Below are 24,124 nucleotides of genomic sequence, written 5' to 3'. Positions count from 1 at the left end.
TAGCATGTACATTAGTCTATAAAACCGGCCTGTTTTAACGCATCTTCTATTTCAGGCAATATCGTTGCATCATCAATCGTAGATGGCATGGCATAAGCCTGACTGGTCGCCATTTTTCTTAACACTGCACGTAATATTTTTCCTGAACGCGTCTTCGGCAAGCGTGCAACCAGAACCGCATGACGAAAACATGCCACAGCACCGACTTGCTCCCTGACACGTTGAACCAGCTGCGTTTCCAACTCACTGGCAGCAATGTCCACATCGACCTTGAGTACCACTAATGCCAGAGGGATCTGCCCTTTGATCGCATCCTCAACACCTATCACAGCACATTCGGCAACCATCGGATGAGATGAAACCACCTCTTCCATCTCGCCCGTTGACAACCGATGACCCGCCACATTGATGACATCATCGGTGCGACCGGTAATATAGATGTATCCATCCGCATCCTTATAGCCACCATCGCCGGTATGATAAAACCCCGGGAAGGTCGTCAGGTAGGACTGCCGGAAACGTTCATTATTATTCCAGATACCCCATGCAAAGCCGGGAGGCAAAGGCAGCTTGATACAAATATTTCCCGTTTGTCCGTCTGGAAGCTCATGACCTTCATCATCCAGAATACGAATATCATAGCCAGGTATCGGTTTATTGGTTGATCCCGACCGGGCCTCTGATGGCTCCGGCCACCCCATCATCGGAGCCGTCATCGGCCAGCCCGACTCTGTCTGCCACCAGTGGTCCAACACGGGAACCTGCAGCAAGTCACTGAGCCATTGGCAGGTGCTGCTATCAAGTTTTTCACCCGCGACAAAAATCCAGCGCAAACTGCTCAGATCATACGCCCTGGCCAGCTCTCCTTGCGGATCTTCTTTCCGAATAGCACGGTAGGCTGTGGGCGCACAAAACATTGAATTGACCCGGTATTCACTGATGACACGCCAAAAAGCACCTGCATCGGGCGTTCGCACCGGTTTCCCCTCATAGAAAATAGAGCTGCACCCTCCCATGAGTGGACCATAGACAATAAACGAATGCCCCACGACCCAACCAATATCCGATGCACCCCACCAGACATCGCCAGGATTCATGCCATAGACATGCTGCAGGGCAAACTTTAACGCAACAGCATAGCCTCCAGTATCACGTACAATTCCCTTGGGCTGACCCGTTGTGCCGGAGGTATACAGAATATAGAGCGGATCACTGCCTTTCACTACCACCGCAGCCGCTGGTTTTGCTCCTTGCTGAAACACCTGCCAGTCAATATCACGACCGGCCTGAAGTTCGGCCTGCAGCTGTGGTCGCTGATACACAACAGTGAATTCAGGCTGATGAGCGGCCAGTGCCAGTGCTTTGTCGACCAGCGGTTTATAAGCAAGGGTCTTGTCAAATTCGATACCGCAGGAAGCTGTCAGTATGACTTTGGGTTCTGCATCATCGATGCGGATGGCCAGTTCATTAGCGGCAAAACCACCAAACACCACAGAGTGAACAGCACCGATGCGGGCGCAGGCCAGCATCGCTACAGCGGCCTCAGGTATCATCGGCATGTAAATCACCACACGATCACCTTGTGCCACGCCCTTTCTGCGCAAGGCCCCTGCAAACAGGGCAACCTGATCAAGCAGGCTGGCAAAGGTTATCGCCTGCTGGGTCCGGGTGACAGGTGAATCATAATAGAGCGCTACCTGATCACCTCGACCTTCAGCCACCTGCTTATCCAAAGCGAGATAGCTGATATTGAGTTCACCATCAGCATACCAATGAAAGGTGCCATAATCAGTCTGGCCTGCCATCTGCGTCGGTGGTCTGAACCAGTCAATCGCCTCTGCTTGCTCAGCCCAATAGGCGGAGGGGTCGCCAAGGCTCGCCTCATAGCGGTGTTGATAAGACATATCCCTGCCTCGTTATTGTTATTTTATTGGTATAAACGTATCAGACTTGAAAAATCCAGACCGCCATTGCCCTGGCTTTTATGCAGATTGAATAACGCGCGTGCTGCTGAGCCCATCGGGGTTGCTGCCGCGCTTTGCTGACTTAAATCCATGGCAAGTCCCAGGTCCTTGAACATCAGATCAACCTGAAAACCACCCTGATAGTCACGCGAAGCCGGCACATTCTCCATCACTCCCGGAACCGGGTTATACACCTGCAAAGCCCAGTTATTCCCTGAACTTTGTTTCATGATCTCGGAGAGCACTGCAGGATCAAGACCGTTTTTGATGCCCATGCTCAAGGCCTCACAAGTACCAGCCATGAGAATGGCCAGCATCATGTTATTACAGGCTTTCGCGACCTGGCCTGCACCGTGGTCACCCGCATGAAAAATATTCTTGCCCATCCCCTGAAGTATTGGCAGTGCCGTCGCATATTGCGCCTGAGAACCCCCAACAATAAATGTTAAAGTTCCGGCTTGTGCACCACCGACACCCCCGGACACAGGCGCATCGACAAAATCGATCTGGCGTTGCTGAGCCACTGCCGCAATCTCACGCGCAGTCTGTGCATCAATCGTAGAGCAGTCGATCACCAGAGCCCCGGGAGAGAGGGCGTCAAACAGTGCCTGTTCACTCTCAATCAGCAGGTGCTTAACATGCTTTCCTGCCGGTAACATGGTGATGACAATCGCCGCATCGGTTACCGCATCCTGAGCTGATCTCGTTACCTGACACCCAGCCTGCTCAGCGATACTCAGTGCATCAGCAGACAGATCAAATGCCTGTACCTGATGGCCTGCCTTGACCAGATTCGCGGCCATCGGGCCACCCATATTTCCTAAACCGATAAATCCAATACTAGCCATATGCTTGAAACCTCTTGTTGTTCTTGTCAGGTTATAGATAGGTCTTATAAATCTTTGAGGGGATGATCATCAGCCCAGGGCGACTCGAAGAGTTGATCTACATAGGCAGACTCCACCTCCTCCAGCTTGCTGAAGCGCCACTTGGGTTGCTGGTCTTTATCAATCAATAAAGCGCGAACACCCTCAGCAAACTCGCCATGTCGGCAACACTGTACTGACAGATCCAGCTCTTTCTGGAAAACCTGTTTCAGTGACAAATGCCGACAACGCTGCAGCTGTCTGGCAATGATATGAATCGACAGCGGACTGCCCTTAAGCACCGCCTTACGTGCTCTCTGCAGCCAGGGGTCTTGTGTATCAAGTTGGTCGAAAGCCTGCAGGATTTCTGACAGGCTATGGTGATCCATTAATTGACGAATCATCGCCTGATGCGCTTTGATAGGGGCCGACATCTGATCAAAGGTATCTGCAGATTGCCGTTCCAGCTTGCGCAGTATTTCGCCAACCAGCTGTTCCGGCGAGGCACTGTGCCAGGGAGCCATCAATAACTGATCGAGCAGTGTTTCCCGATATTCCTGCCGAATCGCCCGATCTGCCAGGCCGAGAAACAGGGCATCTGCCGCATTGACCGGATTCCCTGTCAGGCCCAAAAACAATCCGTTGGCACCTGGCATTCTGTTCAGAAACCAGCTGCCACCCACATCCGGGTATAGGCCGATAGTGACTTCCGGCATAGCCAAATGTGAAGTTTCGGTCACTATGCGGTGGCTGCATCCACTCAAAAGCCCCATGCCGCCGCCCATAACTATCCCGCTTCCCCAGCAGATCACCGGTTTAGGGTAGGTATGCAGCAGATAGTCCAGACGGTATTCACGTGTAAAAAAGTCCACCGGAAAACGGCTGTCTGTCTCATCAGTGATGGCACGATAGAGTTTGACCACATCGCCACCTGCGCAAAAGGCTTTGCTACCTTCACTGTCTAAAAACACCGCACAGATATCAGGGTCATCTTTCCAGCGCTGGAGTTGAGGCAGGATCAAATCGATCATGTCCAACGTCAGTGCATTCAGGCTTTTTTCCGCATTCAGGCGAATCTCGGCAATACGCGCATGCCCCGAAGCGGCATGTTCAAAAAACAACACACTACTCATGTGTGACTCCTTTTGAATTCATCGCTTAGCGGTTTTTCCACTCGGGCTTACGCTTTTCAAGGAAGGCGTTGACACCTTCACGCTGATCATCTGTGTTAAACAGATCGACAAACCACTCACGTTCCAGAATATATCCCTGAGCGAAAGGCATATGACGATTGTTTTGAATCAGTTTTTTACAGGCTTTCAGAGACGAAGGACTTTGCTGACAGGCTTGCTCGGCCAGGGCCAGCGCCCGATTGAACGCCTCTCCCCGAGGGACCACCTCTTCGATCAGGCCAATTTTTTCCGCTTTTTGAGCATCGACCTGTTCACCACACAAAATCATGCGCTTGGCCCAGCCCTCCCCCACCAACAGGGTCAGGTTCTGGGTTCCGCCAGCACAGGGCAGCAACCCGACTTTGGCTTCAGGAAGCGCCATTTTTGCCTGTTCTTCTGCAACACGAAGATCACAAGCCAGGGCGACCTCAAGTCCACCGCCCATGGCCCAGCCATTGATCGCCGCTATGGACACCCCTCTGAACTGACTCAGAATTTCAAAGGCACGCCCAAACAACACGGCCATCGAATGAGCCATCTCACGGTTGCCATCCGCAAACAGCTTCAGATCAGCACCTGCTGAAAAAAACTTGTCACTGGCACTGGTCAACACCAGACTCCAGATATTCGGGTCGGCATTCAGCGCCTCAACGATATCGATCAGTGCCTGCAAACTCTCTGCCGTCCAGGTGTTGGCCGGAAGGTTGTTCATGGTCAGAATGGCAATATGACCACGCTTTTCGAGCAACAAACTATCAGTCATGATGAACTCCTAAAATTCACTGTCACTATCGGCGAGCAGGCGGCGGCCGATAATCACCCGCATCACCTCATTGGTACCTTCCAGAATTCGATGTACACGGGTATCACGTACAAAGCGCTCCAGCGGATATTCCTTGATGTATCCATACCCCCCGAAAAGCTGCAGGGCTTCATCACAGACACGGAACCCTGCATCGGTTGCGAAGCGCTTCGCCATGGCGCAATAGGTGGTGGCATCAGGATGTTGTGAATCCAGTTTGCACGCAGCAAGCCGAACCATCTGTCTGGCAGCAACCAGTTCAGTAGCCATGTCTGCCAAGCGGAACTGCAGCCCCTGAAACTCACCTATCGGCTTACCAAACTGCTTGCGCTCCAGCAAATAGTTACGCGCCAGATTCAACGCTTGTTGCGCCGTGCCCACTGAACAGGAAGCAATATTGATACGCCCACCATCCAGCCCTTTCATCGCCAGCACAAAGCCATCGCCCTCCTCGCTGAGCAGGTGATTGGCAGGGACTTTGACGTTATCAAAGGTAATCATGCGGGTAGGCTGACAGTTCCACCCCATTTTGTCTTCACAGCGACCATAGGTAATGCCTTCACTACGGGCATCCACTACAAATGCGGATATACCACGGGCACCCGAACCACCCGTTCTGGCCATCACCACCAGCACATCGGTACTTCCCGCACCGGAAATAAACACCTTGCTGCCATTCAGCAGATAGTGGTCCCCATCACGTTGCGCCGTGGTTTTAAGCGATGCTGCATCCGAGCCTGCATTCGGCTCGGTTAAACAGTAAGAACCCAGCCTGGCAGCAGACACCAGATCCGCCGCATAGGCTTCGATCACTTCAGGCCGGGCAAAGCTGGTCACCATCCAGGTCACCATATTATGGATGGTGAGATAGGCCGTGGTGGCGGTACACCCCATGGCCAGACGCTCGAAAATGATGCTGGCATCCAGACGACTCAGTCCCAGCCCCCCTACAGCCTCTGGCGAGTAGATGGAAGCAAAGCCCATCTCGCCTGCCTTGCGAATCACATCCAGAGGAAAAAAGGATGTCTGATCCCACTCAGCCGCAAAGGGCTCCAGCTCATTACGCGCAAATGCTGTCGCCATATCGGCAAACGCAATCTGATCTTCATTCAGTTCAAAATCCATTCCTGCCTCCAGAAGCAGCCAAGATTAACGGCGGCTCAAATGACTTATTTCAACTGGATCGTCATGTTTGGCCCAGACGCCAGATCATCTTCAAACCAGCGTGCCGTCACGGTTTTGGTTTCGGTATAGAAACGCACGGCCTGCTTGCCATAAGCATGCTGATCGCCATAGAAAGATTTACGCCATCCAGTGAACGAGAAGAACGGCAAAGGCACCGGAACAGGAACATTAATACCGACCTGTCCTACCTGAATTTCATGCTGATATTTGCGTGCGGCGGCACCGGAAGCAGTGAAGATCGACGTGCCGTTGCCATAAGGGTTGGCATTAATCAGTTCAATCGCCTGCTCCAGCGTATCGACCTCAATCGCAATCAATACCGGACCAAAGATCTCTTCTGTATAGATAGACATCTCGGTTGTGACACCTTTAAAGAAAGTCGGCCCGATCCAGTTCCCCTCAGGATAGCCGTCCACCTTGCAATCACTACCGTCCAGCAGACACTCAGCACCAGCGTCCTTGCCTTCCTGAATAAACCGGAGTACACGTTGTTTAGCTTGAGGATTAATCAAAGGCCCATAGCCTGCTTGCGGATCATTCCATACCCCGGGGCGCACCTTGGCCAGAGCGTCAGTTAACTCTGGAATCCACTCACGTGAAGCTCCGACAAACACCGCCACTGAAATCGCCATACAGCGCTGACCCGCAGCACCAACGGATGAACCGACCAGGTTATTAATGACATGTGATTTTTGTGCATCAGGCATAATCACCATGTGGTTCTTGGCACCAGCAAAGGCCTGCACACGTTTCATGTGATCTGTGCCAGTCTTATAGATGTGTTCACCTACAGCAACCGAACCGACAAACGAGATAGCAGGGGTATCGGGATGCACCAACAACTGATCAACCACATCCTTGGTACCATGAACGATTTGCAGCAAACCCGCCGGTGCACCCGCCTGCTGGAAGAGTTCCGCCAGGCGCATCGGCGTCAGAGGATCTTGCTCAGATGGTTTTAAGACAAAGGTGTTACCACAGGCAATGGCCATTGGGAACATCCATAACGGAATCATTGCAGGAAAGTTGAACGGGGTAATGCCTACACACACACCCAGAGGCTGGGTGTAGCTGTAACAGTCGACTTTACGCGCAACGTTTTCAACCGTTTCACCCATCGACAGCGAAGCAATATGACATGCATGCTCGACCACCTCGATACCACGCCAGACATCCCCTTTGGCATCCTCGAACGTCTTGCCCGTTTCCTGACTGAGTAGTGTGGCAATCTCATCATGATGCTCTTTCAGCAAAGCCTGGTAACGCAACATCACACGCGCCCTGTCAGACACAGGCACTTCTTTCCAGGTCTGGAATGCAGCCTTGGCCATTGCAACAGCATGGTTTACTTCATCAGGTGTCGCACACGGCACCTCAGCAATCACCTCCTGTGTTGCTGGATTGGTGACCGGTATCCAGTGCTGAGTTTTACTCTGGACCATTTCACCATTAATAAGCAGGGGTACTTTTTTTGTCATAGCCGTTCTCTCTGATGTTGTTGTTATTGTCTCAAAAGACCAAGACTGACATAGACTGAATTACCTTTACGTTAACGTTAAATCCATATCAGACGGTTTGCAATAGATATATGTTTTAACATGCCGAAAGCGCCAAAATGATTGCATAAGTTGCTAAGGTGATGGACTATATTGTGACAGTTTTCAGAATCCAAAAACTTCCTGAGCTAAAGAGAGCCATCATTATGAGCCAACCTTCCAGCTGGCCAATTCCAAAAGGCAGTATGCGTTTTGTGCTTCCAAGACAGATAGTTAGCCAACTAAAGTCTCATAGAATAAGCCAGGATCTCTACCCTCTTGCCCTGGGTTTTTACCAGGAAGCCAGAGATCACAGCATGTCCAGATCCAGGCATGACGACTTACTATTAATATATTGCGTTAAAGGCCAAGGAAGTTTACGCATAGGTAAACTTACATACAAAATTACTGCCGGAGACCTCGTCGTGATCCCCAAGGACGTCATTCATAGCTATGAAGCTTCAACGAATGATCCCTGGAGTATTTACTGGGTACACTGTGATGGTATCTTGCTGAACGAGTTTTTAATCTCACTCAACCATAACCTGCAAAGCCCTGTCAGCCCTATCGGACTGCATCCTAGACTGGCGAACGACTTTGAATCGCTACTGGACTTGAGAAAAACAACGCAACAGTTTACCGCGTACCTGCACGCCAGCAGTCTCCTGCGCCAGATCCTGACACATATTGCGCTCCTGAAAACCCAGCAACAGCATCAATTTGATCAAAGCTTTAATCTGGATGCGATACACACCTTCATGCTGACCCGGCTACATGAATCGCTCGATATCGATACCCTTGCAGCCAGAGCCAACCTGTCCAAATACCATTTCATCAAACGCTACAAACAACTGACCGGCAGCACGCCTATTAATGACTTTATCCGGATGAAAATTGAAAAAGCCTGCCACTTGCTCGATATCACTGATCAGCGCATCAGTGAAATTGCCTGGACACTGGGCTACGAGGATGCCTACTACTTTTCCAGAAGCTTCAGCAAAGTGATGGGTATATCGCCCAGCCAGTACCGCAATATCAGACTGGGCCGGGCGACCTACAAGGAGTAAAACCCGTCAACAAAGCTCAAGCGCAACAGCAGTGGCCTCGCCACCACCAATGCACAAGGAGGCTACACCGCGTTTCAAGCCTTGTTGTTTTAACGCATACAGCAGCGTTACCAGAATACGGGAACCACTGGAACCTATCGGGTGCCCCAAAGCACAGGCACCACCCTTCACGTTCACCTTGTCGGGGTTCAGACCCAACTGCTCAATAGCCAGCATGGTGACCACAGCAAAGGCCTCATTAATCTCATACAGATCAACGCTGCCCTTCTCCCATCCAGCCCTGGCCAGAACCTTCTCAATCGAACCGATCGGCGCCAACGTAAATTCAGCTGGCAGCTGAGCGTGTGTTGCATGTGCAACAATTCTGGCAAGCGGAGTCAGCCCTTTCGCCAGCGCGTCCGCCTCCCGCATCAACACCAGCGCTGATGCACCGTCCGATATGGAGCTCGAATTAGCCGCCGTCACACTGCCTTCTTTAGCAAAAGCAGGATGCAAACTGCGAATTTTGTCGATACGCGCCTTGCCCGGCTGCTCATCAGTATCAACCAACTGGTCACCTGCCCGCCCTGTGACTGTCACAGATGCAATCTCATCCTTGAAGGTACCTGAATGAATAGCTGTCAGTGATTTTTCCAGCGATGCTATGGCAAAATCATCCATCGCTTCCCGTGTCACACCAAACTGGTCAGCAGTACGCTGCGCAAAAGAGCCCATCAGACCACCTTCATAGGCATCTTCAAGGCCATCCAGGAACATGTGATCCATCACCTGAGCATGCCCCATGCGCAAACCTTCCCGAACTCTGGGCAACAAGTAGGGAGACTGGCTCATATTTTCCATTCCGCCGGCAATCATCACATCACAGCTGCCAGCCAGTATCTGATCATGGGCGAGCATCACCGCTTTCATTCCCGACCCGCACATTTTATTGACGGTGGTACAGCCCACAGACAGAGGCAATCCGGCCTTAAGAGCGGCCTGACGCGCAGGCGCCTGACCTAATCCGGCTGGCAACACACAGCCCATCACCACTTCATCGACCTGTTCAGCAGTCAAGCCGGATCGCTGCAGGGCCTCTTGAATAGCCACCGCCCCCAGATCAGGCGCTCTGACACGACTCAAGTCACCCTGTAAACCACCCATTGGCGTGCGCGCTGCTGACACTATTACAATTGAATCACTCATTTTGACCTCATTGACTTGATCTACTAAATGCCGCTCCAGTGACTAGCGGAAGTTCTTTTTAAAGAACTTTTGAAACTCTCCGACAATACCGGCCCTGAAGGTCAACACACATACAATAAAGATAATACCCAGGATGACGTTCACCCAGTTCCCCAATGCACTCTGTGCCAGCTGATGCTCAAGGCTCACCACGAATGCGGCACCAATTACAGGCCCCAGCAGCGTACCCACCCCACCAAGCAAGGTCATCAACACCACTTCTCCGGACATGTGCCAATGCGCATCATTCAGAGAAGCCAATTGAAAGACGATGGTTTTAACCGAACCGGCCAGTCCAGCCAACCCGGCGGACACCACGAAAGCAACCAGTTTGTATTGGTCGACGTTGTACCCCAGAGAGGTTGCTCTTGGCTCATTTTCCTTGATCGCCTTCAGTATCTGACCATAAGGCGAGTGCACGATTCGACGCACCAGTCCAAATCCAAACACGAAAACAGCCAGAACAAAGTAGTACATCATCAGATTGTTCTGCAGATCGATGAAGCCCAGCAATGCCCCTCTGGGAATACCATGCATCCCGTCCTCACCGCCCGTGAAAGGTGACTGAAGGTAGAAAAAGAACACTAACTGAGCCAATGCCAGTGTAATCATGGCAAAGTAAATGCCCTGCCGACGAATGGCCAACACACCGAATAGCAAACCCAGAAGCGTTGACGCCGCAGTGGCGAGCAATATTGCCAACTCGGTACTGAAGCCCGAGTAAGTGCTGAGCAAGTAGCCTGTGGTGTAACCACCCGTTGCCAGAAAGGCAGCATGCCCGAACGACAGCAGCCCCACATAGCCCAGCAGCAGGTTAAAGGCGACCGCAAATAATGCAAAGCACAGAATTTTCATCAAAAACACAGGATAGACGACAAAGGGCGCAACCAGTGCCAGCAGCAATAAGACAGCATAAATTTTGAAATGACGACGCTCGGATCGGAGGGCGTTTTCAACATAGCGCTTTGTTGCAGTGTTTTCAGAAATAGGCGTCATCATCATGCCTCCTTACCAAACAGTCCTGCGGGTTTAACCAACAAAACCAATACCATGACCAGGAAAATTACCGTACTTGCAGCTTCCGGGTAAAAAACCTTGGTTAAGCCTTCAATAACCCCCATCGCCAGACCTGTCACAATTGCACCAATGATTGACCCCATACCACCAATCACCACAACCGCAAAAACGATGATTAATATATTTGCCCCCATCACCGGAGTAACGGAGTAAATAGGAGCTGCCAGAACACCAGCAAATGCAGCCAGCATCACCCCAAAACCATAGGTTAAACTGACCAGCAACGGGACGTTAATTCCAAAAGCCTGCATCAGTTTGGAGTTTTCAGTGCCGGCCCTCAGATAGGAACCGAGTTTGGTTTTTTCAATCATAAACCAGGTCCCGAAGCAGACAACCAGCGCGGCAACAATGACCCAGGCTCTGTAGTAAGGCAAAAACATGAAGCCCAGGTTAACGCCCCCTCTGAAAACCTCAGGTATGGCATAACGCATTCCAGAAACACCATAGATGTTTGTCAGAACACCCTGAATCACCAGCGCCAACCCAAAGGTTAGCAACAGGCTGTAAATATGATCTTCATTGGCAATTTTTCTGAGCAGGAAGTATTCAACCAGAACACCCACAATCCCGACAATCAATGGCGCTAAAAACAATGCCATCCAGTAATTCACGCCCAGAGTGTTAAATAACACCACTGTCAGCAGCGCTCCCAGCATATAAAATGCGCCATGGGAGAAGTTAATGATTTTAAGCAAACCAAAGATCACTGCCAGCCCAAGACTTAATAACGCATAAAATGCACCATTAATAAGACCCAGCAGTAACTGACCTGAGAGTACAGCTACCGGCACTCCGAATATCATACTCATACAAAAATTCCCGCCTAAAGAAAATTTAATCAACTGAATCAAGACATCACACACGCTCCCCCTAAAGGGAGCGTGATGACTTTTTTCAGTTATTTACCAATCGGCACTGACTTTCAGAAAGCGGACGATATGCCTCCTCTGCGGGAATGGTCCGGACGATATTGTATAGATCCCATTCATTCTGAGATTCAGCCGGTGTTTTCACCTGTGCCAGATACATATCATGGATCATGCGACCATCCTCACGAATGATGCCGTTTTGGGCGAACATATCATTGATTGGCGTATCCATCATATGGCGACGGACCGTTTGTGTATCATCCGTGCCGGTCGCTTCAATGGCACTCAAATAATGCAGGGTGCTGGAATAAATACCCGCATGAACCATGGTTGGCCGCACACCTGTTTTTTCCATAAATCGATCAGACCAGGCACGCGTTTCATCATTCATGTCCCAATACCAGCCTGTTGTCAGCTGTATACCCTGTGCAGCCTCAACTCCCAATGCATGCACATCTGTCAGGAACAGCAACAAGGCAGCAAGTGTCTGGCCGCTTTGAGTCAGACCAAATTCACCTGCAGTCGTAATCGCATTGGTTGTATCTGAACCGGCATTAGCCAACGCAACAACACTGGCACCTGAACTCTGCGCCTGAAGAATAAAAGAAGAGAAATCACTGGTCGGGAAAGGATGACGCACCTTCTGAATCACACGACCACCGTTCTCGAGTACAACCTTCTCAACATCTGCCTCAAGTGCATGGCCGAACGCATAGTCCGCTGTCAGAATAAACCAGCTGTCACCCCCTTCCTGCACAACAGCCTGTGCCGTACCATGCGCCAGCGGATAGGTATCGTAGACATAGTGAATATGATTAGGTGAACAGTGTTCATTGGTAATACTGGATGCAGCAGAGCCAGACACTATACCGAGCTTGTCGTTCTGTTCCAGAATTCTGACCGCAGCCAATGTCACGGACGAAGCAACCATACCGGCAACCATGTCGACATTATCCCGCTCTACCCACTGACGTACGGTACTGGAAGCAACGTCCGCACTGTTGCGGTCATCCGCACTCAGTACACGAATCGGCGCCCCATGCACCTGGCCACCAAAATCCTCAATCGCCATCTGCAATGCAGTCAGGCCGTTCGGCCCGGCCAGATCCCGGTAGGTACCGGACATATCTGCCAGGTAGCCGATACGTACTTCATTGTTAGATATAGCCGCCTGAGCCGTACCTGCAATCATTGCGGATGCAACAGCAGCAGTGAGTATTTTTTTCATTAGATTCATAGTGTGTCTCCATTGCCTATCGGCTTTTATTTTTGTTTTACATAACAGAACACGTGTGTCACACAGGTCATTTGCTACGCCTTTCGGACAGCAGCAAACATTTACCTATACTCCGAGGTAAGTATTGAGTAACTCTTGTTTCGCGCTGAGCTCAGAGGCATCAATCTCTTCAACAATCTGACCGTGCTCCATTAAGTAATGGCGGTCAGCCAGAGGCGCTGCGAAGCGAAAATTCTGCTCAACCAGAATAATGGTCAAACCCTTCTCCTTTAGCTTGATCAGCACTTCAGCCAGCTTTTGCACTATGACCGGTGCTAACCCTTCCGTAATTTCATCCAGCAACAACAGATTGGCTCCAGTACGCAGGATTCTGGCCATGGCCAGCATTTGCTGTTCACCACCGGATAAACGCGTACCCTGACTGAAACGTCGCTCATACAGGTTGGGAAACATTTCATAGATTTCATCCAATGCCATGCCGTCACTGCGGACGGTAGGTGGCAACAGAAGATTTTCCTCAACGTTCAGGCTGGCAAAAATGCCACGCTCTTCGGGGCAGTAACCGACCCCCAGGCGTGCGATATGATGTGCAGGAATACCAATCGTTTCACGACCATTGATCATAATGGACCCAGTCCGACGGCCAACCATATTCATGATGGCCTTGAGCGTCGTACTCCTTCCGGCCCCGTTTCTGCCAAGAAGCGTTACCAGCTCGCCTCTTCTGACCAGTAAATCAATACCATGCAGAATATGAGACTCGCCGTAAAAGGCATGCAAATCGGTGAGCTTCAACTGCTCATAATTCGGTTTGATTGCATCAGTCATCAGTGGGCTCCTTCTAACGTCGTGGCTTCACTCCCCATATAGGCCTCTTTAACGACCGGGTTCTGTGAAACCTCCTGATAGTTGCCCTCGGTCAACACAGCGCCACGAGTCAGCACCGTTATGCGATCACACAATTTGCTCACCACACTCAGGTTATGCTCTACCATCAGGATGGTGCGCCCCTCTGCCGCTTTGCGGATCAGCTCTACGACCCGATCAACATCCTCATGACCCATCCCCTGTGTTGGCTCATCCAGCAGCACCAGTTCAGGCTCCATTGCAAGAGTAGTCGCCAGCTCCAGTGCTCTTTTACGGCCATAGGAAAGCTCGACAGTCACCGTGTTGGCAAATTCCTGCAACCCGACGGACTCAAGCAACGCATACGCCTTGTCATTCAACTTGTTCAGGCTTTTTTCACTCTTCCAAAAGTGAAAACTGCTCCCTTCAAACCGCTGCAAGGCGACCCGGACATTCTCTAGGGCAGTCATATGAGGAAAAACAGCCGATATCTGAAAAGAACGGATAATCCCCATTCTGGCGATTGCCGCAGATTTAAGAGAGGTAATATCCTGATCATTGAATAAAATCTGCCCACGGGTGGGAATCAGGAACTTGGTCAACAAATTAAAAACTGTTGTTTTCCCCGCGCCATTCGGACCAATTAATGCGTGTATATGACCTCGCCTGACTTTAAGATCAACATTATCTACCGCAGTAAACCCTTTGAACTCTTTGACAAGGTTCCGGGTTTCCAGAACAAATTCTGAACTCATAAAATTGCGCAGCCTCTTTATTTATTGTTGTAGAGTAGCGACTCACCTACATCCTATTTTCCTGAGCGATATGCCAGGCACCCTGTTCAGCGGCTAACTGGGCTCAGCGGCCAACTGTCGCAAAATAAAACGCTGAATTTTACCGCTGGGTGTTTTGGGCAGCTCAGCCACAAACTCAATCTCGCGCGGAAATGCATGCGTCGACAATCGCTTGCGAACCAGGGACTGCAACTCGTCTTTCAAGGAATCAACCGCGTCATAGCCTGTTTTCAACACCACAAAGGCTTTAATCACCGAACCTCTTTCCGGATCCGGCTTGCCTACCACACCAGACTCCGCAACAGAGGGATGCTCCAGCAGTGTGCTTTCAATATCGGCTGGTCCTACGCGATAGCCCGCAGTGGTAATAATGTCATCATCTCGTCCGGTGAATGAAAAGCCGCCATCACCATGACTAAACACCATATCCCCGGTGAGATAGTAACGACCCTGAAACGGATTTTTTTCAGCCCAGGTATAACCATCAAAAAAGAACAAAGGAGACTGCTCAACATCAACCGCCAGCTGTCCCACCTCACCTTCACCTATCTCATTAAAGGACTCATCCAGCGCCACCACTCGGTGTCCCGGCATTGAATAGCCCATTGATCCCACGCGTTGCGGGTGTGAAAGTGCATGAAAATTACAGCAGGTCATGCCAGTTTCGGTCTGACCATAATGATCCATTACCGGGCAACCCAGGCGTTTTGACACCCAGTGAATCACTTCCGGATTTAACGGCTCGCCCGCACTACTGGCAACACGTAAACCCATAGACTCGCCTTGCGGCAGAAGATGGTCATTGGCCATCAGCAAGCGATAGGCCGTTGGAGCGGCGGCCAGATTGGTGATATTGAATTGACGAATCATCTGATACGTCGATTCGGGCGTGAACCCCTGCTGGTTAAAATGGGTAGCATGCCCCATCAACAAAGGACCAATCACCGCGTAATACAGTCCATATGCCCAACCTGGATCAGCAACATTCCAGTAGCGATCTTGCGGTTGCAGATCAATCGCGAATTTCATGTAGAGATAAAAAGACAACAAAGCCCTGACAGGTACAGCTACCCCTTTGGATTTGCCAACCGTTCCAGAGGTAAACATCTGCAAAAACGGATCATTACCTGTCACTAGAACCGGTTCAAATGAATCAGATTGCCCTGCCAATGCCTGATCAAACGCCATGACAGACTGTCCAGCATCAGGATTAACACACAACACAGGCGGACAACCACTGACATCCAGCAACTTGGGATAATTGGCTGCATCGGTAACAATGAGCTGCGTACCTGCCTGCTGCAGACGATATTCAATCGCTCCTGATCCAAAGGCCGTAAACAGCGGCTGATATACAGCGCCCACTTTTAAGGTTCCGAGAATAACAACCAGCAACTCGGGTGATCTAGGCAACAAACCTGCAACCCGACTACCCTTCACAACCCCTTGTTGTGTCAGGTAATTGGCAAATCTGGAAGCCTGACAGCTTAACTCCTGAAAGGTCAGCTGTGTTTGGCGACCATCCGGATCGAAGTGGTAGAGCGCAACCCTGGCAGGATCATCCGCCCAACGGTCACATACCTCATTACACACATTAAGTCCTGAATCGAGACGCCCTTGCAGAATCTGACATTCAACACTATCTGGTTGAAATGCAGCATAAAAATCAGAATATTCCATTCCACTCATAATGCCTGCCTCTGTTTTTTATATTTTTTCTTGGGCAATTGATAACACAGCTTTACCTTTACGTAAAGGTATGCCTCAGAAATATTTTGATCCATCTATCTTTACGTTTACGTAAACTTTGTTTAAGCTCGAATGACCAACTGCAATTCTGAAGTCGAAGGAAATTCCTCATGGGAAACCCTAAAAAAACCTATTCCATCAGCGAGCTTGCGAATGAGTTTGATATCACCACACGCAGCATCCGCTTCTATGAAGATCAAGGTTTGCTCAAACCCGAGCGCAGAGGCCAGACACGGATCTACAGCTCCAAGGATAGGGTGAGACTCAAATTGATATTGCGCGGAAAGCGACTCGGATTTTCACTGGCAGAATCACGTGAACTGTTCGAATTATGGGATGAAACAGAAAGTGGCAGTGAACGACAGCTACTGAAGATGCTTGAAACCCTCGATCAGAAGAAACAGCAACTTGAAACGCAACTGAACGATATTCAAATGGCCAAAATTGAGCTGGACAGCGCTCAAGCCCGTTGTGAAGCAGCGCTTCAGGAGTTACGCAGCAAGAAGTCGAAATCTGAAACATCTCATCAGCTGACGGATAACTCCACTCTGGATTCGTCTCTCCACTAAAAATAACAAAACAGGGTACAGATATGATCTCTCAATACTCCGAACTGAATTTTGGTCTTGGCGAAACACTGGACATGCTCCGTCAGCAGATCAACAGCTTTGCTGCAGCAGAAATCGCGCCCAGAGCCGCTGAAATTGATCAGGCCAATCTTTTTCCTGCGGATCTATGGAAAAAGTTTGGTGATATGGGACTCTTGGGCATCACTGCCGATGAAGAGTTTGGTGGTTCAGGTATGGGCTACCTGGCTCATGTGCTTGCCATGGAAGAAATTAGCCGCGCCTCTGCATCTGTTGCCCTCTCCTATGGAGCCCACTCCAACCTCTGTATTAACCAGATCAACCGTAACGGAAACCAGGCGCAGAAAGAGAAATACCTGCCCAAGCTGATTACCGGTGAACATATCGGTGCACTGGCCATGTCTGAACCCAATGCAGGCTCAGATGTGGTTTCCATGAAACTCACGGCTCGTGATGCCGGCGATCACTACCTGCTGAACGGCAACAAAATGTGGATCACCAATGGCCCTGATGCACATGTCTATGTCATTTACGCCAAAACCGATGTGAGTGCCGGTCCGAAGGGAATTTCTGCTTTTATTGTTGAGCGGGATAGCCCTGGATTCACCCAGGCTCAAAAACTCGACAAGCTGGGTATGCGTGGCTCAAACACCTGTGAACTGGTGTTCCAGGACTGCAAAGTACCCAAAGAGAACCTGCTGGGCGAGCTGAATGGCGGCGTTAAAGTCTTGATGTCAGGACTGGATTATGAGCGCCTGGTACTGGCCGGTGGCCCACTTGGTATTATGCAAGCGGCAATGGATATCGTTGTACCCTATGTGCGTGACCGGAAACAGTTCGGTAAAGCGATCGGTGAGTTTGAACTGGTACAAGGCAAGCTGGCCGATATGTACACCCGCATGAACGCCGCAAAATCCTATGTTTATATGGTGGCGATGGCCGCAGATCGTGGCGAAACCACGCGTAAAGATGCTGCCGGTGTCATTCTGTATTCTGCAGAGATGGCAACTCAGATAGCACTGGACGCCATTCAATTACTCGGTGGTAACGGCTATATCAATGAATACCCGACCGGACGCCTGTTGCGTGACGCCAAACTCTATGAAATCGGTGCAGGCACCTCCGAAATTCGTCGCATGCTGATTGGCCGCGAGCTGTTCCTCAATAATTGATGGCTTTTTACCGGGAGCATAACCATGCCCATTCTGCAGACCAAAATAAATGCCCGCTCTGATGAATTCAGAGCCAAAGCAGATGCGATGACCCTCGCGGTTTCAGATCTGAAGGAAAAAATAGCCAAGGTTCAACAGGGTGGCGGAGCTGATTATCAGGCCAGACACCTGGCGCGCGGTAAACTCCTGCCGCGTGAGCGGATCAATCGCCTGATTGATGATGGCTCCCCCTTTTTGGAGCTGTCTCAATTAGCGGCGTACAAGGTATATGATGAAGAGGTTCCTGCTGCCGGTCTGATCACCGGCATTGGCCGCGTCTCCGGCGTCGAATGCATGATCATTGCCAACGATGCCACGGTCAAAGGCGGTACCTATTACCCCTTAACCGTGAAAAAGCATCTTCGTGCTCAAGAAATTGCCGAGCAGAATCACCTGCCCTGCATCTATCTGGTGGACTCAGGCGGTGCCAATCTGCCGCGCCAGGATGAAGTGTTTCCGGATCGTGATCATTTTGGTCGTATCTTTTATAACCAGGCACGCATGTCTGCCAAAGGCATTCCTCAAATTGCAGTGGTAATGGGCTTGTGCACCGCCGGTGGTGCTTATGTACCCGCCATGGCGGATGAGTCGATCATCGTGCGTAACCAGGGCACAATCTTTTTGGCGGGCCCTCCACTGGTGAAAGCGGCTACAGGTGAAGTGGTCAGCGCCGAGGATCTGGGTGGTGCGGATGTGCACTGTAAAATCTCCGGAGTTGCCGATCACTATGCTGAAAATGATCAGCACGCCCTGCAAATAGCACGACGTTGCATGGCGAATCTTAACCGTAAAAAGAAACTCGATATCGCCATCGCACCACCCAAAGCGCCTTTATATGATGCCGATGAACTCTATGGCATTGTCGGCACCGACCTGCGCAAGCCGTTCGATGTGCGTGAAGTGATTGCCCGTTTAGTGGACGGCTCCGAGTTTGACGAGTTCAAGCAGTTTTATGGCACCACCCTGGTCACAGGTTTTGCCAATATTCATGGCTACCCTGTCGGCATTATTGCCAATAACGGCATCTTGTTTACAGAGTCTGCTCAAAAAGGCGCGCACTTCATCGAACTCTGCTGCCAACGCAATATTCCCCTGCTCTTCTTGCAAAACATCACCGGTTTTATGGTCGGTCGCAAATACGAGGCAGAGGGTATCGCCAAGCACGGCGCAAAAATGGTCATGGCAGTCGCTTGTGCCAATGTACCCAAACTCACCGTGCTGATTGGTGGCAGCTTTGGTGCGGGGAACTATGGCATGTGTGGACGTGCCTATAATCCTGATTTTTTATGGATGTGGCCCAATGCGCGCATCTCAGTCATGGGGGGTGAACAGGCCGCAGGCGTTCTGGCGACGGTACGTCGTGAAAGTCTGGAGCGTAATGGTAAAACCTGGTCAGACTCAGAAGAAGCCGAGTTTAAAAAACCCATCATCGACACCTATGAGCACCAGGGTCACCCCTACTACGCAAGTGGTCGCCTGTGGGATGACGGGGTGATCGATCCGGCACAAACACGTGAAGTGATCGCACTGAGTCTATCCGCCACCCTCAACCGCCCCACCGAAGAAACACGCTTTGGCGTGTTCAGAATGTAAGGAGCGGATAATGTCTGAGACGACTGAAATCATCACACTTCGCATGCTGGATACAGGTGTCGCCGAACTGGTGCTGAATCGCCCGGATAAGCATAACGCCTTCGATGACAGCATGATCAGCCAACTGATCAGCAAACTGGATGAAGCAGAGCAAAACAGTGATCTTCGCCTACTGATTCTTCGCTCTGAAGGAAAACACTTTTCAGCCGGAGCTGATCTGAACTGGATGAAGCGTATGGCCAACAACAGCCATGCTGAAAACCTGACAGATGCAGGTCAGCTTGCACAGTTGATGAACTCGCTTAACCACTTTAGCAAACCGGTAATCGGACTGGTTAAGGGCGCGGCCTATGGCGGTGCAGTCGGCCTTGCTGCTTGCTGTGACATTGTTATTGCCAGCCGTGATGCGCGTTTCTGCCTGAGCGAAGTCAAAATCGGCCTGATTCCCGCCGTGATCAGCCCGTATGTCATACGCGCTATCGGAGAGCGGCAGTCCAGACGCTATTTTTTGACCGCTGAAGTATTTGATGCCCAAACCGCACAGGACTTTGGCCTGGTTCACCACCTGGTTGATGACGCCAGTGAATTGCTGCCAGCCGCTCAAGCCTTTATTAGCACCATGAATCAGAACAGTCCTCAGGCCATGCAAGCAGCCAAATCACTGATTTTTGCTGTCAGCCACCTGCCCATCACGCAAACTGTGATCGATGAAACCACTCAGCGTATTGCCGATATTCGCGTGAGTGATGAAGGGCAGGAAGGACTCAGTGCTTTCCTGAACAAACGCCGCCCTAACTGGTCTTCCACACTGGAATCAGGAGAAGAATAACAATGTTCAGTAAAATTCTTATCGCCAATCGTGGTGAAATTGCGTGCCGCGTGATTCAAACCGCGCGCTGTCTGGGGATTCGTTGTGTTGCGGTCTACTCAGAAGCAGACCGTAATGCACGCCATGTGGCGCTGGCAGATGAAGCCTTTCTGTTAGGCCCGGCGCCCAGCAGTGAAAGCTACCTGCGCGGCGACAAAATTATCGAGATTGCGCTTCAAAGTGGTGCCCAGGCAATTCATCCGGGGTACGGCTTTCTGTCTGAGAACACCGAATTTGCTGATGCCTGCAGCCAAAACGGCATCGTCTTTATTGGCCCTCCCGCAGCGGCTATTGCCGCGATGGGTTCAAAGTCCGCCGCCAAAGCCATTATGGAAAAAGCCGGTGTCCCATTAGTACCAGGGTATCACGGCGATGACCAACGCCCTGAAACACTGCGTGCAGAGGCACTCAAGTGTGGCTTTCCCCTGCTGTTAAAAGCCGTTGCAGGTGGCGGCGGTAAAGGGATGCGCGTTGTGAATGCTATTGACGAGTTTGATGATGCCCTGTCGGCAGCCAAACGCGAAGCCCAAAATGCATTCGGTAATCCCGACATGCTGATTGAGCGGTATTTGACGCAACCGCGCCATGTAGAAATTCAGGTCTTCTGTGACAGCCATGGTAATGGTGTTTACCTGGCAGAGCGTGACTGCTCGGTTCAACGTCGTCATCAAAAGGTTCTGGAAGAAGCGCCAGCACCGGGGTTATCAACTGAAACCCGCATTGCCATGGGTGAAGCGGCGGTTAAGGCAGCTCAAGCGATTCATTATGTCGGTGCCGGAACGGTTGAGTTCCTCTATGACGTGGATGGTTCCTTCTTCTTTATGGAGATGAACACCCGTCTTCAGGTCGAGCACCCGGTCACCGAGATGGTCACTGGCCAGGATCTGGTTGAATGGCAATTGCGTGTCGCTGAGGGCTCGCCCCTGCCGTTACAACAGGATCAAATCCGCATACGCGGTCATGCCCTGGAAGCGCGCATCTATGCAGAAGATCCGGATAATGACTTTTTACCCGCGACAGGCCAGCTGAACTATTTGCGTACGCCGGATGAAAGCGCTCATGTTCGCGTGGATACCGGTGTAGTAGAGGGGGATGAGGTCAGTGTGCATTATGACCCGATGATCGCCAAACTGATCGTCTGGGATGAAAACCGTGACCAGGCAATCAACCGCATGGTGCACGCCCTCGAGCAGTATCGCATTCACGGTGTAAAAACCAACATCCGCTTCCTGCATGCATTGGCAGATGCTCAGCCTTTCCGTGAAGCGAACCTGGATACCGGATTTATTGAAAAGCATCGTCCATTGTTGTTTCCACCGGCCAAACTGGACCTGCATAAAGCGCTGGTTTTGGCCGCTGGCTTTTTACTCGAGCAGAAGCGCAGCCCTAACCCCAACAATGAAGACCGCTGGTCCCCTTTTGCCCACCAAAACAGCTGGCGCCTCAACTCGGAATACGCCAAGCCTCTGGCACTCAAAGTCGGAGATCAGATTCATGAGCTGAAAGTGCTGGAGAAGGATCAGCATTACGAAATACGTGTCGCTGACAGCCTGTATACTCTGGCAGCAGACCTGCTTAACGATCAACTCAAGGCCGTGATTAACGGCCATCGCATCACGGTGCATGCGACCCAACAGGGTAAAGAGCTGGTGGTCTTTCATGAGGGTGAATCTTTCCGCTGCGAAGCTCATGAAGAAACCTTCGGCCTGGAAGATGTCAGTGCTGCCGGCAGCCTGACCGCCCCGATGAACGGCTCTGTCGTCGCCATCATGGTGAAATCCGGTGACACAGTGAAAGCGGGACAAACACTGGTGATCATGGAGGCGATGAAAATGGAACACGCCATCAAAGCACCTAAACCCGGAGTGGTGGATGAAATCTACTTTAACGAAGGTGAACTGGTGTCCGAAGGTGCCGAACTGCTTTCTGTGACCAGTGATGAAGAGGTTGCCGTATGAGCTTCCCCACCACTGTCCGAATCTTCGAAATGAGCCCGCGTGACGGGCTACAAAACGAACCGGGTGAGCTGATTCCGACCACTGTTAAAGTCGAACTGATCAACCGCCTAAGCCAATGTGGTCTCACACATATCGAAGCAGCCAGCTTTGTATCACCCAAGTGGGTGCCCCAGATGGGTGATGCCAGTGACGTCATGGCAGGCATCAGCCGTCAACCGGGTGTGATCTATGCGGCCCTCACCCCCAACATGAAAGGGCTGGAAGCTGCGATTGAGGCTAAAGCAGATGAAGTCGCTGTCTTCAGCGCCGCTTCCGAAGCCTTTACCCGGAAAAACATTAACTGCTCGATCGCAGAAAGCCTGGAACGCTTTGCACCGGTCATGGAAACCGCCCGGCACGCCGGTATCCGGGTACGTGGCTATGTCTCTACCGTGATGGGCTGCCCCTATCAGGGCGAGGTTGATCCGCAGCAGGTTGCGCGGGTTGCAAAAGCCATGCTTGAGATGGGCTGTTATGAAATCTCCCTGGGCGACACCATCGGCGTCGGCACCCCGTTGAAAGCCAAGCGGATGCTGGAAGCGGTGAGCAAGGAAGTCCCCATCGATCGATTGGCGGCACATTTTCATGACACCTATGGCCAGGCAATCGCCAATCTGTACGCCGTTCTGGAAGAAGGTATCGCTGTCGTGGATGCCTCCGTTGCAGGTCTGGGCGGGTGTCCCTACGCCAAAGGTGCTTCAGGTAATGTGGCAACAGAAGATGTGCTCTATCTGCTGCAGGGCTTAGGCATAGAGACCGGCACAGACCTCCAGCAACTGATCAATACGGGTCACTGGATTTCACGCACACTTAGTCGTCACAACGGTTCGAAAGTTGCCCTGGCCAGAGGAGATTGCCATGAATAGCAAAGTTGTTGCACTGGATTTACCCGTCCCGGACTATTCGGAGCTGCCAGAATCCGTTCAAAAGTACTTTGACAAGTGCCAGGAAAAGCTGGGGATGATCCCGAACGTGCTGAAGGCATACAGCCAGAACCTGGAACAGCTTGAGGTGTTTTCCCGCTTTTATAACCAACTGATGTTTGGCGAAAGTGAACTGAGCACGCTGGAGCGGGAAATGATTGCGGTTGTCGTTTCATCAGACAACAAGTGCTTCTACTGTCTGGTCGCACATGGAGCAGCCGTTCGTGAGTATAGTGGTGATCCGCAGTTGGGTGAGCATCTGGTGATGAACTATCGCAGTGCCAAACTCTCACCTCGCCACAGGGCAATGCTGGATTATGCATCCCGCTTGACCCGCACACCGGCAGAAGTCACTCCGGAAGATTCTCAGCCGTTGCGTGACGCCGGATTCAGTGATCAGGGAATTTGGGATATCTGCAATCTGGTCGGTTTCTATAACATGACCAACCGTATCGCACTTGCAGTCGAGATGGTGCCGAACACGGAGTATCACGCCCTGCACCGGTAATCGCCAATAAGCTTAACAATACACCAGCCTCTTTGCATAAAAAAAATAAT

21 protein-coding genes are annotated in these 24,124 nt (G+C 51.1%); 8 read left to right on the top strand and 13 right to left on the bottom strand.

Features of this window, described 5'->3' with window-relative positions; translation table 11 throughout:
• Window positions 1-11 precede the first annotated feature (11 nt).
• The 6 genes from ADINL_RS07505 to ADINL_RS07480 are packed head-to-tail and all read right to left on the bottom strand — an operon-like array spanning window position 12 to window position 7,467.
• Entirely contained in the window at window positions 12-1,904 is a 1,893-nt protein-coding gene (locus tag ADINL_RS07505; protein WP_036545903.1) for an AMP-binding protein, read from the bottom strand.
• Between the two features lie 23 nt (window positions 1,905-1,927).
• Window positions 1,928-2,812 carry a 3-hydroxyisobutyrate dehydrogenase gene (mmsB, locus tag ADINL_RS07500; RefSeq protein ID WP_036545899.1) on the bottom strand — a complete coding sequence of 295 codons (885 nt, stop codon included), beginning with the start codon at window positions 2,810-2,812 and terminating at the stop codon, window positions 1,928-1,930.
• Between the two features lie 44 nt (window positions 2,813-2,856).
• The gene (locus tag ADINL_RS07495; RefSeq protein ID WP_036545897.1) at window positions 2,857-3,963 is read right to left on the bottom strand and encodes an enoyl-CoA hydratase/isomerase family protein; all 1,107 of its coding nucleotides are present in this window, start codon (window positions 3,961-3,963) and stop codon (window positions 2,857-2,859) included.
• 25 nt (window positions 3,964-3,988) lie between these two features.
• Window positions 3,989-4,765 carry an enoyl-CoA hydratase gene (locus tag ADINL_RS07490; protein ID WP_036545895.1) on the bottom strand — a complete coding sequence of 259 codons (777 nt, stop codon included), beginning with the start codon at window positions 4,763-4,765 and terminating at the stop codon, window positions 3,989-3,991.
• Window positions 4,766-4,774: 9 nt separating this feature from the next.
• Complete coding sequence (locus ADINL_RS07485; protein WP_036545893.1) at window positions 4,775-5,929, bottom strand: acyl-CoA dehydrogenase family protein; 1,155 nt, start codon at window positions 5,927-5,929, stop codon at window positions 4,775-4,777.
• A gap of 44 nt (window positions 5,930-5,973) precedes the next feature.
• On the bottom strand, window positions 5,974-7,467 hold the full coding sequence (locus ADINL_RS07480; RefSeq protein ID WP_036545890.1) for a CoA-acylating methylmalonate-semialdehyde dehydrogenase: 1,494 nt from the start codon (window positions 7,465-7,467) through the stop codon (window positions 5,974-5,976).
• Window positions 7,468-7,628: 161 nt separating this feature from the next.
• Here ADINL_RS07480 and ADINL_RS07475 point away from each other — a divergent pair, with 161 nt between their 5' ends.
• Window positions 7,629-8,591 carry an AraC family transcriptional regulator gene (locus ADINL_RS07475; RefSeq protein WP_338036393.1) on the top strand — a complete coding sequence of 321 codons (963 nt, stop codon included), beginning with the start codon at window positions 7,629-7,631 and terminating at the stop codon, window positions 8,589-8,591.
• A 6-nt stretch (window positions 8,592-8,597) separates the two neighbouring features.
• On the opposite strand, the gene ADINL_RS07470 is transcribed toward ADINL_RS07475, so the two are convergent.
• From ADINL_RS07470 to ADINL_RS07440, 7 genes are all read right to left on the bottom strand, one after another.
• The gene (locus ADINL_RS07470; RefSeq protein ID WP_036545888.1) at window positions 8,598-9,776 is read right to left on the bottom strand and encodes an acetyl-CoA C-acyltransferase; all 1,179 of its coding nucleotides are present in this window, start codon (window positions 9,774-9,776) and stop codon (window positions 8,598-8,600) included.
• Between the two features lie 42 nt (window positions 9,777-9,818).
• Window positions 9,819-10,811: a branched-chain amino acid ABC transporter permease gene (locus ADINL_RS07465; protein WP_152547643.1), complete on the bottom strand. Its 993-nt coding sequence runs from the start codon at window positions 10,809-10,811 to the stop codon at window positions 9,819-9,821.
• 2 nt (window positions 10,812-10,813) lie between these two features.
• A complete protein-coding gene (locus ADINL_RS07460) occupies window positions 10,814-11,701 on the bottom strand; it encodes a branched-chain amino acid ABC transporter permease (protein WP_036545882.1) in 888 nt (295 codons plus the stop codon).
• Window positions 11,702-11,786: 85 nt separating this feature from the next.
• Window positions 11,787-12,998: an ABC transporter substrate-binding protein gene (locus ADINL_RS07455; protein ID WP_036545878.1), complete on the bottom strand. Its 1,212-nt coding sequence runs from the start codon at window positions 12,996-12,998 to the stop codon at window positions 11,787-11,789.
• 105 nt (window positions 12,999-13,103) lie between these two features.
• Window positions 13,104-13,826 (bottom strand): ABC transporter ATP-binding protein, encoded by a 723-nt coding sequence (locus ADINL_RS07450; protein ID WP_036545875.1) that lies wholly within the window; start codon window positions 13,824-13,826, stop codon window positions 13,104-13,106.
• On the bottom strand, window positions 13,826-14,599 hold the full coding sequence (locus ADINL_RS07445; RefSeq protein ID WP_036545872.1) for an ABC transporter ATP-binding protein: 774 nt from the start codon (window positions 14,597-14,599) through the stop codon (window positions 13,826-13,828). The genes ADINL_RS07450 and ADINL_RS07445 overlap by 1 nt, the downstream gene beginning before the upstream one ends.
• 93 nt (window positions 14,600-14,692) lie before the next feature.
• On the bottom strand, window positions 14,693-16,327 hold the full coding sequence (locus tag ADINL_RS07440) for an AMP-binding protein (protein ID WP_036545869.1): 1,635 nt from the start codon (window positions 16,325-16,327) through the stop codon (window positions 14,693-14,695).
• A gap of 170 nt (window positions 16,328-16,497) precedes the next feature.
• Between ADINL_RS07440 and ADINL_RS07435 the strand changes: the two genes are divergently transcribed.
• The 7 genes from ADINL_RS07435 to ADINL_RS07405 are packed head-to-tail and all read left to right on the top strand — an operon-like array spanning window position 16,498 to window position 24,074.
• Window positions 16,498-16,956, top strand: coding sequence for a MerR family transcriptional regulator (locus ADINL_RS07435; RefSeq protein WP_036545866.1), 459 nt, complete (start codon window positions 16,498-16,500; stop codon window positions 16,954-16,956).
• 23 nt (window positions 16,957-16,979) lie between these two features.
• Window positions 16,980-18,146, top strand: a complete 1,167-nt coding sequence (locus tag ADINL_RS07430) for an isovaleryl-CoA dehydrogenase (protein WP_036545863.1) — start codon at window positions 16,980-16,982, stop codon at window positions 18,144-18,146.
• A 24-nt stretch (window positions 18,147-18,170) separates the two neighbouring features.
• A complete protein-coding gene (locus ADINL_RS07425) occupies window positions 18,171-19,778 on the top strand; it encodes a carboxyl transferase domain-containing protein (protein ID WP_036545860.1) in 1,608 nt (535 codons plus the stop codon).
• Between the two features lie 10 nt (window positions 19,779-19,788).
• The gene (locus tag ADINL_RS07420; RefSeq protein ID WP_036545857.1) at window positions 19,789-20,607 is read left to right on the top strand and encodes an enoyl-CoA hydratase/isomerase family protein; all 819 of its coding nucleotides are present in this window, start codon (window positions 19,789-19,791) and stop codon (window positions 20,605-20,607) included.
• Between the two features lie 2 nt (window positions 20,608-20,609).
• On the top strand, window positions 20,610-22,604 hold the full coding sequence (locus tag ADINL_RS07415; RefSeq protein ID WP_036545855.1) for an acetyl/propionyl/methylcrotonyl-CoA carboxylase subunit alpha: 1,995 nt from the start codon (window positions 20,610-20,612) through the stop codon (window positions 22,602-22,604).
• A complete protein-coding gene (locus tag ADINL_RS07410) occupies window positions 22,601-23,509 on the top strand; it encodes a hydroxymethylglutaryl-CoA lyase (RefSeq protein WP_036545852.1) in 909 nt (302 codons plus the stop codon). Before ADINL_RS07415 ends, ADINL_RS07410 begins: the two co-directional genes overlap by 4 nt.
• Complete coding sequence (locus ADINL_RS07405; RefSeq protein ID WP_036545850.1) at window positions 23,502-24,074, top strand: peroxidase-related enzyme; 573 nt, start codon at window positions 23,502-23,504, stop codon at window positions 24,072-24,074. Before ADINL_RS07410 ends, ADINL_RS07405 begins: the two co-directional genes overlap by 8 nt.
• Window positions 24,075-24,124: the final 50 nt, after the last annotated feature.

Source organism: Nitrincola lacisaponensis, from assembly GCF_000691225.1.
Classification (GTDB): domain Bacteria; phylum Pseudomonadota; class Gammaproteobacteria; order Pseudomonadales; family Balneatricaceae; genus Nitrincola; species Nitrincola lacisaponensis.
The sequence above is the reverse complement of the archived record's forward strand: the minus strand, read 5'-3'. Positions and strand labels throughout refer to the sequence as shown.